Here is a 6037-nt window from a genome sequence, read left to right as displayed (position 1 = left end):
GCGCAGCGCCCGGCCCTGCGTGATGGTGGTCGACGACACCCAGGAGATGCTGGCCTACATCACCGAGCTGCTGCAAGACGAATGCGACGTGGTCACCGCAGCCGATGGCGAACTGGCCTGGGCGCTGCTCCAGCGCACATCGGTGCAGGCCATCGTCTCGGACGTGATGATGCCCAACCTGGATGGCCTGGGCCTGACCGCGCGGCTCAAAGCCAGCGCCAGCTTTTCCCATGTCCCCATCATCTTGCTGACCGCCCGCCGCGGCAGCGGCGCCAGCGTCACCGGGCTGGAAAGTGGTGCCGACGACTACGTCGCCAAGCCGTTTTCGCCGATCGAGCTCAAGGCGCGGGTGCGCGCCGTACTGCGCATGGGCCAGGTGCAGACCGAGCTGCGTCACAAGTCGCATCAGGCAGGCATGGCCGAAATTGCCACCAGCGTTTTGCACAACGTCGGCAACGTCTTGAACAGCGTCAACGTGTCGGCCGGCTTGGTCACCGACAAAGTGCAAACGTCCAAAGTGAGGGGTCTGATGCGCGCCGTCGAGCTGCTGGACGAGCACAGTGGGGACCTGGCCGATTTCTTGACCCAGGATGCGCGCGGCAAGCTGCTGCCGTCGTACCTGGGGCAGCTGGCCCAGACCCTGGTGGCCGAGCAGCAAGACATCATCGCGGAGCTGCGGCAGCTGGCCAACAGCGTCGACCACATCAAGGATGTCGTCGCCACCCAGCAGTCCTATGCGCGCGCCTCCGGAGTCGTCGAGGCGGTGCTGGTGCGCGACCTGGTGGAGGACGCGTTGCGCATGAACGCCAGCGCGCTGGCGCGCCATGACGTCAGCGTCATCAAGCAATTTGCCGACCTGCCCATGCTGGCCCTGGACAAGCACCGTGTGCTGCTGATCCTGGTCAACCTCATCAGCAATGCCACGTACGCAATGGACGGTGTGCGTGATCGCCCGCACCAGTTGACCTTGCAAGCACAGGCCCCGTCACCGCAAACCCTTCGCATCCGCCTGGTGGACAACGGCGAAGGCATCGCGCCGGAGAACCTCACGCGCATCTTCTCGCACGGTTTCACGACGCGCCAGACCGGCCATGGCTTCGGCCTGCACAGCTGCGTGCTGGCGGCGCGCGAAATGGGTGGCACGCTCAGCGTGCACAGCGATGGGCCCGGCCTGGGCGCAACCTTCACCCTTGAACTGCCGATCAATACGGCGCAGAGCATTCAATGAGCACGTTTCCGACATTGGCGCCTACGAAAAACCGGACCGCGAGGCTCATGAGTTCGCCGTCAGGCCGCAACCGTCAACGTGACGTGCTTGAGATCAACGCTGTTGGGGCCGACCATCACGGTAAAGGTTCCCGGCTCGACGATCCGCTTCATGTCCAGGCCGAAGCCGAAGGGATCGGCCGTAGGCGGCATGGGGCTGTGCCTGGTCAGCCTGTTCGTCGCGACGCGGCCGAAGGTGTGGTGCCGTCACACCGGCTGCGCTGCGCCCCAAGCGCGTGGCCCGGGCGGCGCCTCGGGGTGGGAGGGGCCGCTTTGCGGAAGCCGCCAACCGCGCGATGCCAAGGACCGTGATGAGCCCGAAGCCGCCCTGCTACCAGCCTCCACCCCGGCCCCGATACCTGCCTAGAAATCCCCCGTCCCACGCCGCCCGGCCTTGATGTTGCTGCGTTTCGATTTGCCCTCCAGCCGCCGCTGCTTGGAGCCATAGGTCGGCTTGGTCGCCCGCCTGGCCTTGGGTACATGGGCGGCGGCTTGCACCAGTTCGATGAGGCGGGCCACGGCGTCGGCACGGTTGCGCTCCAGGCTGCGCGTGTCCTGCGCCTTGATGACGACGACGCCCTCGGTGGTGATGCGCTGGTCGGCCCAGTTCAGCAGGCGCTCCTTGACGGCGTCTGGCAGGCTCGACGCGCGGATGTCGAAGCGCAGGTGGACGGCGTTTGAAACTTTGTTGACGTTCTGCCCGCCCGGGCCGCTGGCGCGGATGGCTTCGAAGTCAAGCTCGTCCGGGCGTGGCTGCCAGTGCAGTGTCATGTGGCACGGCAAGCCGGCCCGTCGCGCGACGCGGCGTGCGGCAAAAGAACACAGCCACAGAGGCACAGAGACACAGAGGGACCTGCATCCCGCTGCCTCTGTGTCTCTGTGCCTCTGTGGCTTTGTTTGGTTTTCATTTCATGCACTGCGCACCGGCACGCGCGGCGCGATCGCGCACATCAGCTCGTAGCCGATGGTGCCGGCCGACCGGGCGACTTCGTCGATGGGAAGGCGGCTGGCTGTGCCGCCGATGACAGGACCCTCGCCCCACAACGTCACCTCGCTGCCAAAGCCGCTCGCCGGCAGGGCGCTCAGGTCCACCGCCAGCATGTCCATGGAGACGCGGCCCAGCGTGCGCGTGCGCTGGCCGTCCACCAGCACCGGCGTGCCGGTCGGCGCGTGGCGCGGGTAGCCGTCGGCATAGCCGCAGGCGACGATGCCCACGCGCGTGGCCTGCTCGGCGCGGTAGGCGCTGCCGTAGCCGACCGTGTCGCCGGGCTGCAGCTGCTGCACGCCGATGAGTTTGGAGCGCAGCGTCATGGCCGGCGCCAAGTCCCAGTGGGCGGCGTCGTGCTCGGGGAAGTCGGGCACGCCGCCGTAGATCATGATGCCGGCGCGCACCCAGTCGGCCGCCGTGCGGGCCGGGTGGCGCAGCGTCGCGGCGCTGTTGGCCATCGTCCGTTCGCCGGCCAGGCCGTCGGCCGCAGTCTCGAAGGCGGCGAGCTGGTGGGCGATGCCGTCGACGCCCTGGCGCATCGCGTCGGCGTCCGAAAAATGCGTCATCAGCCCGATCTCGTCGACTTGGGGCAGCGCGTCCAGCCGCGCATAGGCGGCGCGGAACGCGGCGGGTGTGAAGCCGAGGCGGTTCATGCCCGAGTTGAGCTTGAGGAAGACGCGGTGCGGCTCGTGCGTCTTGTGCATGGCCAGCCAGTCGATCTGCTGCTCACAGTGCACGGCGTGCCAGAGCTTCAGGCGCGAACACAGCTCCAGGTCGCGCGGCTCGAACACGCCCTCCAGCAGCAGGATGGGGCCGCGCCAGTCCAGCGCCCGCAGCCGTTCGGCCTCCGCCAGGTCCAGCAGCGCGAAGCCGTCGGCGGCGCGCAGGCCTGGATAAGCGCGCTCGATGCCGTGGCCGTAGGCATTGGCCTTGACGACCGCCCAGACGCGCGCGTTGGGCGCTTGTGCACGGGCGCGGGCGAGGTTGTGCGCGAGGGCGTCAACGTGGACAAGAGCTTCGATGGGACGGGGCATAGCCGCTGATTTTGCGCCCGGCCGTGGTGCGTGAAATCGGCCAGGGGCGCGTGCTATAAACCCGCTCCGCCTCGTCCTTTGCCGCCTCTTCTGCCCATAGCTCCCCTGTCAGGATCGAACTCCGGTCGATGAAACGCGGCTTCTACATCATCATGTCGGCGCAGTTCTTCAGCTCGCTGGCTGATAACGCGCTTTTCGTTGCGGCGGTCGAGCTGCTGCGCACCTCCGGCGGCGCCGAGTGGCAGCGCGCCGCGCTGGTGCCGATGTTTGCCCTGTTCTACGTCGTGCTGGCGCCCTTTGTCGGTGCCTTTGCCGACGCGGTGCCCAAGGGCAAGGTGATGTTCTATTCGAACACCATCAAGGTCGTCGGCTGTTTGATGATGCTGTTCGGCACCCACCCGTTGATGGCCTACGCCATCGTCGGCCTGGGCGCTGCGGCCTACTCGCCGGCCAAGTACGGCATCCTGACCGAAATGCTGCCGCCGTCCCAACTGGTCAAGGCCAACGGCTGGATCGAAGGGCTGACGATCACGTCGATCATCCTGGGCGTGCTGCTCGGCGGCCAGTTGATCGGGAACCGCATTGCGCCCATGTTGCTGGGCTTGGACCTGCCCATGGTCAACACCGGCATCGACACGCCGCCCGAGGCGGCGATCGCCGGCCTCGTCGGCCTGTACGTTGTGGCGGCCCTGTTCAACCTGCGTATTCCGCGCACCCAGGCACCGCTGCAGCCGTTCGCACACAGCGTCCTCGGCTTGGTACGCGACTTCTCCTCCTGCAACAGCCGGCTTTGGGAGGACAAGCTGGGCCAGATCTCCCTGGCCACGACGACCCTGTTCTGGGGTGTCACCGGCAACCTTCGCTACATCGTGCTGGCCTGGGCTGCGGTGGCGCTGGGCTATGGCACGACGCAGGCGTCGTCGCTGGTCGGCGTCGTTGCCATTGGCACGGCGGTGGGCGCTGTCGTCGCGTCAATGTATTGCCGGCTGGACCGCGCCATGGCCGTCATCCCGCTGGGCATCGCCATGGGGCTGCTCTTCATCCTGATGGTCTTCATCACCAATGTCTGGGTGGCCGCGCCGTTCCTGATCCTGCTGGGTGGCATCGGCGGCTACATGGTGGTGCCGATGAATGCGCTGCTGCAGCACCGTGGTCACAACCTGATGGGCGCCGGGCGCAGCATCGCGGTGCAGAACTTCAACGAGCAGGCTTGCATCCTGGGCCTGGGCGCCTTCTACACGGCCATGACGCGCTTCGGCCTGTCCGCCTTCGGCGCCATCACCATCTTCGGTGTCGTCGTGGCCGGCACGATGTGGTGGATCAAGCGCTGGCACCAGCGCAACCTTGTCGAGCACAAGGAAGAGGTCGAGCACCTGCTCGACCTGGCGCGCAGCGACGACCTGAAGCCGGTGGATCGTTAGACCACCCCCTACCGGCCTCAGCCCACCTCAAGGGGGCGCTGCCAGTGGCCTGGCAAAGCCAGTTCCACGGCAGCCGCTGGAGGGGCGGCCTCGCTTAGCGAGGCCTATCGAAAACTCAGGAGCGGCTGTTTGAGCTGGACCCGCGACCCTTGCGGCCGCTGGTGGGCTGGATCAGGTGCTTGCCGTCCAGCACCGCCTCGATGGCCTCGCTCCAGGCGCGGGCGATCTTGAAGCAGCCGCTGTGGTTGAGGTGGATCTCGTTGTGCCAGTCGCCGCTGATGCCGGTCGAACCGGGCGCGGCCAGGGCCAGCGGCACGGCAGTCGAGTCGAACACGAAGAGGCCACGGAAGGCCTCCTTGTCGGCTGCCATGCCCTTGAGCAACTGGGCGAGGTGGAAGACCATCAGCCGGCTGACCGCCGCCCAGTCGGCCGCGGGCACGCCGTAGGACTTCAGCGCGGGATACAGCCAGGGGCCGCTGGCGCCCAGCTCATCGTTGATGGCGGCGCCTGCCGGGCGCGGCATGGGCACGGCGTAGCAGTGCATGAAGATGGGCTTGCCCACCGACGGGCCCTGGTCGCGCAGCGTCAGCAGATGCTTGATGTTGGCGCGCAGGTACGCGGCATAGGTGGCCCAGCCGGGTTCTGAAAAATATCGCGCCACGCCGGCCGAAGGCGGGCCCCATTCGGTCTGGCGGCGCAGCAGGCGCAGTTCCAGCGCAATGGGCTGGCCGTTGCCGTCGTGCGCCGGCGTGCGGGCCGCGGCGATGAGGTCGTTGCCGCCGACGGACAGCAGCACGCCGTCCCAGGTCGGCGCGCCAGGGCCGGTCAGCAGCCGGACGAAGTCGGGGTTGGACTGCAGGTCGACGATGTGCGACAGCGCATTGCCGGTGCCGGCGCAGTTCACGGCAGCGACGCTGGCTTTGAACACCAGTTCCTGCAGCAGATTGGCGTGGGCGTTGAGCTTGTCTCGCGAGTTGGAGAACCAGGAGTCGCCCTGGGCCAGCAGCTTCCAGCGGAAGGTGCTCAGCTCGGGCGGGGTGCGGCCGGCCAGATCGGCCGGGGTAAAGCTAGCCAGGTGATCCATGAACGTGGGCGAGTCCGGGGGAGGAGAAAGGGGGCCGGGGCCGCTCGCAAGGGCAGCCCTGAGGTTCGCGCGATTGGACGGCCAGCCACGCGGCGGACGCCATGCTACAAACCCTCGGCGCCCAGGAGCCTGTCGGGCTTTGGGTCGGGTGCGCGTTGGGCCTGCAAGGGGGCTCAGCCTAGGCGCAAAGCGGAGCTGGGCCGAGTGCCCAGCGAGCATTTGCAACGACGGATCAGCCCCCTTG

6 protein-coding genes are annotated in these 6037 nt (G+C 67.6%); 2 read left to right on the top strand and 4 right to left on the bottom strand.

Going from position 1 to position 6037, the window contains the following annotated elements; all coding sequences use genetic code 11:
- The coding region (locus ABIS05_RS04715; protein WP_348012343.1) for a response regulator at positions 1-1228 on the top strand (1228 nt) is incomplete at its 5' end.
- Between the two features lie 59 nt (positions 1229-1287).
- On the opposite strand, the gene ABIS05_RS04710 is transcribed toward ABIS05_RS04715, so the two are convergent.
- The 3 genes from ABIS05_RS04710 to alr all read right to left on the bottom strand — a co-directional run bounded on the left by ABIS05_RS04710 (position 1288) and on the right by alr (position 3288).
- The gene (locus ABIS05_RS04710; RefSeq protein ID WP_348012342.1) at positions 1288-1419 is read right to left on the bottom strand and encodes a hypothetical protein; all 132 of its coding nucleotides are present in this window, start codon (positions 1417-1419) and stop codon (positions 1288-1290) included.
- 210 nt (positions 1420-1629) lie between these two features.
- Entirely contained in the window at positions 1630-2037 is a 408-nt protein-coding gene (gene arfB, locus ABIS05_RS04705) for an alternative ribosome rescue aminoacyl-tRNA hydrolase ArfB (RefSeq protein WP_348012341.1), read from the bottom strand.
- Between the two features lie 138 nt (positions 2038-2175).
- A complete protein-coding gene (gene alr / locus ABIS05_RS04700; RefSeq protein WP_348012340.1) occupies positions 2176-3288 on the bottom strand; it encodes an alanine racemase in 1113 nt (370 codons plus the stop codon).
- A 128-nt stretch (positions 3289-3416) separates the two neighbouring features.
- Between alr and lplT the strand changes: the two genes are divergently transcribed.
- Complete coding sequence (lplT, locus tag ABIS05_RS04695; protein WP_348012339.1) at positions 3417-4709, top strand: lysophospholipid transporter LplT; 1293 nt, start codon at positions 3417-3419, stop codon at positions 4707-4709.
- Between the two features lie 115 nt (positions 4710-4824).
- Here the strand turns inward: lplT and ABIS05_RS04690 are convergent, their stop codons facing one another.
- On the bottom strand, positions 4825-5793 hold the full coding sequence (locus ABIS05_RS04690) for a hypothetical protein (RefSeq protein ID WP_348012338.1): 969 nt from the start codon (positions 5791-5793) through the stop codon (positions 4825-4827).
- Between the last annotated feature and the right edge of the window lie 244 nt (positions 5794-6037).

Source organism: Roseateles sp. (genome assembly GCF_039929605.1).
GTDB lineage: Bacteria > Pseudomonadota > Gammaproteobacteria > Burkholderiales > Burkholderiaceae_C > Pelomonas.
Note: the sequence above shows the minus strand (reverse complement) of the source record. Positions and strands in the feature narration are given on the sequence as shown.

What these genes read in the sequence shown, in the direction of transcription:
- ABIS05_RS04690 (WP_348012338.1), bottom strand. Translation starts at nt 5,793, where the DNA reads ATGGATCACCTGGCTAGCTTTACCCCGGCCGATCTGGCCGGCCGCACC.
- ABIS05_RS04710 (WP_348012342.1), bottom strand. Translation starts at nt 1,419, where the DNA reads ATGCCGCCTACGGCCGATCCCTTCGGCTTCGGCCTGGACATGAAGCGG.
- arfB (WP_348012341.1), bottom strand. Translation starts at nt 2,037, where the DNA reads ATGACACTGCACTGGCAGCCACGCCCGGACGAGCTTGACTTCGAAGCC.
- lplT (WP_348012339.1), top strand. Translation starts at nt 3,417, where the DNA reads ATGAAACGCGGCTTCTACATCATCATGTCGGCGCAGTTCTTCAGCTCG.
- alr (WP_348012340.1), bottom strand. Translation starts at nt 3,288, where the DNA reads ATGCCCCGTCCCATCGAAGCTCTTGTCCACGTTGACGCCCTCGCGCAC.